The organism is Anabaena sp. AL93, assembly GCF_001672085.1.
GTDB classification, from domain to species: Bacteria; Cyanobacteriota; Cyanobacteriia; order Cyanobacteriales; family Nostocaceae; genus Dolichospermum; species Dolichospermum heterosporum.
Genome location: NZ_LJOU01000191.1, coordinates 1 through 2,912, shown reverse-complemented (window position 1 = coordinate 2,912; position 2,912 = coordinate 1). Strand labels below are relative to the sequence as shown.

Genomic DNA, 2,912 nt, shown 5'->3' with positions numbered 1-2,912 from the left:
AGATGTTGTGTTCAGCTTGGAACACGATCATGAAGTTGAATGTTCCAGAGATACCTAAAGGCATACCGTCAGAGAATGAACCTTGACCAATTGGGTAGATCAAGAATACTGCGGTTGCTGCTGCTACAGGAGCAGAGAAGGCTAGGCAAATCCAAGGACGCATACCTAAGCGGTAAGAAAGTTCCCATTCACGACCGAGGTAGCAGAATACGCCGATCAAGAAGTGGAATACTACCAACTGGTAAGGACCACCGTTATACAACCACTCGTCTAAGGAAGCAGCTTCCCAAATTGGGTAGAAGTGTAAACCGATAGCGTTGGAGGAAGGAACTACTGCACCGGAAATGATGTTGTTTCCGTAGAGTAAAGAACCTGCAACTGGTTCGCGGATACCGTCAATGTCAACTGGAGGCGCGGCGATGAATGCAATTACGAAGCAAGCGATCGCAGATAGGAGGGTGGGGATCATGATTACGCCGAACCAGCCGATATATAAACGGTTGTCGGTGCTTGTGATCCACTCACAGAAGCGGCTCCATACGTTAGCACTTTCGCGCTGTTGTAAGGTGGTTGTCATGTGTTTATAATTGCGTTTGAGTTATGTATGTTTTGGTAGGTGTTTCTACCTTATGAATTTATATTAAGCCCTATGTTTCGATTTGTAAAGAGGTTTTCGTAATATTTTTTGATAAATCTAGAAACCTCGGTCATTAATAAGCTTGTATCCTAGATGGAGTGAGGATTTCAGCTATTAATTATTTTCGTAAAAATTTCTAATTTTCTTGTAACTTAACTTCTAAAAGACTTCCAAATAAAAAAATGTCCCAAAACTGATGCAGAAATTCTCTCTCTGTGTACTCTGTGCCTCTGTGGTTCGTTTCTTAGGATAATTTATTTCTTGGAAGTCTCTAATTGATTGATAAACCCCTACATTTTTGGGCGCAGACCCTGCGCCCCTACCGTATATGCCTGTATTTCGTCAAAATATTGTCACCTATAGTCCCGCCTATACTATCGTTCCTACTTATGAATGCTTTAATCGCTGTACATACTGCAATTTCCGCACAGAACCGGGTAAAAGTCCTTGGTTGACTCTTGGGGCTGCTAAACAGATTTTTTTACAACTTAAAAATCAAAATGTCTGTGAAATCCTGATTTTGAGTGGGGAGGTCCATCCCCATTCAGCCAGACGGGAAGCTTGGTTTGAACGAATTTATGATTTGTGTGCATTAGCATTGGAAATGGGATTTTTACCCCATACCAACGTTGGTCCACTAAGTTGGGCAGAAATGCAAAAACTAAAAACTGTGAATGTGTCAATGGGGTTAATGTTGGAGCAGTTAACACCACAACTATTAAATACAGTCCATCGTCATGCACCGAGTAAATTGCCCCAAGTGCGATCGCAACAATTACAATGGGCAGGAGAGCTAAAAATCCCCTTCACCACAGGATTACTTTTAGGAATAGGAGAAACAGAAGCAGATTGGTGGGAGACTTTAACCGCTATTTCCGAATCTCATGCACATTACCATCATATTCAAGAGGTAATTCTTCAACCCCACAGCCCTGGAACTGTGCAAACCTTTGACGCACCACCATTTGACCCCCATCAATTACCGACAGTTATCGCTAAAGCGCGGGAAATTTTACCAGCAGACATGACAATTCAGATTCCCCCCAATTTAGTTGAAGATGAAAATTGGTTACTTGCTTGTATAGCCGCTGGAGCGAGGGATTTAGGAGGAATAAGTCCCAAGGATGAAGTTAATCCTGATTATCCCCATTTACAGGAGCAGGAACTCAGAAATATTTTAGAGTCTAGAGGCTGGGAGTTAGTACCACGTTTACCACTGTATCCCCAGTTTGACGACTGGTTGAGTGCAGGGTTACAACAGCAGGTACAAGAATGGCGAGAAAGATTTAAGCTCTAGCCCTGTTCGTGAAAAAATAGCGACACAGTACGATAAAAGTAACATTAAATATGCTAATTAATCTAATGTATTTACACTGTAAACAAACATGACTACTAGTATACCCTCTAGGACGACATCCTTCTTGCTCCAGTTAATAGGTATCATCTGCATATTGTTTTTTTCTCTAGACTTTCTATTTTTATTATTCCCTTTACAACTTACAGATAAACTCTGGCAGATAAACCTGTGCAGAAGTCTTGTAGATCAGGGTATTGTACCATTGCTTGGTCTAGGAGCGATTCTAACTGCATACTGGGTTGATAGATCTAGTGAAAGTAGTCGTTCCTCGTCCTCTGGACTAAAATTGCCAATTTTTATCCTATCTAGTTTGTTAGGACTAATATTTTTGCTGATTTTTCCCCTACATCTCAGTAACGTCAATCAAGTAAAGGAAGAGGGGTTAGCACGGATTGAGAAAGAAGCGGAACAGTCAGAAAACCAAGTTAAAAGTCAATTAGCACAACTCCAAAATCAACTTGGTAATGATCAGGTAAAAGCATCTGTAGAGAAACAACGGGCTGCATTAAAAGAGCAACTCAGAACCCAGCTAAATGAACTGGTTAAGGATGAACAGAAGTATAATCAGGCACTTAATAATAACCAATTACCAGAGGCACAGAAGGATTTACTGAAGCAGTATAAAACAAATCTTAACTCTCTTGATGATTTCATCGCCCAGCAAACAGACCCTGAACAACTAGCAAAGCAGAGAATTAGCCAAATTCAGACTCAAGCACAACAACAGTTGCAAAAAACCCAGGAAGATGCCTGGAAGGAATTGCGAACTGGTATTAATACTTTATTGTTGTCAATTGGTTACATCGTCATCGGGTGGAGAGGATTAAGAGGTATGGGTGTTTCCAAAAGTGGTTCTAGTAGTCTGTCAACCAGAAAATGACGGGTGAAGGCAAGTAGGGGGGGTAGGTTAGGTAGGGG

Annotated in this window: 2 protein-coding genes and 1 pseudogene; 2 read left to right on the top strand and 1 reads right to left on the bottom strand. The window is 41.3% G+C overall.

Translation table 11 applies throughout. The annotated features are described in order from the left end of the window. A pseudogene (locus AN486_RS26310) lies at positions 1 to 577 on the bottom strand (photosystem II q(b) protein); the annotation flags it as partial. Between the two features lie 388 nt (positions 578 to 965). Between AN486_RS26310 and cofG the strand changes: the two are divergent. Both cofG and AN486_RS26300 read left to right on the top strand, forming a co-directional pair. Continuing rightward, positions 966 to 1,934, top strand: a complete 969-nt coding sequence (cofG, locus tag AN486_RS26305; RefSeq protein WP_168467262.1) for a 7,8-didemethyl-8-hydroxy-5-deazariboflavin synthase subunit CofG — start codon at positions 966 to 968, stop codon at positions 1,932 to 1,934. Between the two features lie 88 nt (positions 1,935 to 2,022). Further along, positions 2,023 to 2,874, top strand: coding sequence for an HpsJ family protein (locus AN486_RS26300; RefSeq protein WP_053540671.1), 852 nt, complete (start codon positions 2,023 to 2,025; stop codon positions 2,872 to 2,874). Positions 2,875 to 2,912 lie beyond the last annotated feature (38 nt).

Coding starts and splice junctions, on each gene's coding strand:
- AN486_RS26300 (WP_053540671.1), top strand. CDS start 2,023: ATGACTACTAGTATACCCTCTAGGACGACATCCTTCTTGCTCCAGTTA.
- cofG (WP_168467262.1), top strand. CDS start 966: ATGCCTGTATTTCGTCAAAATATTGTCACCTATAGTCCCGCCTATACT.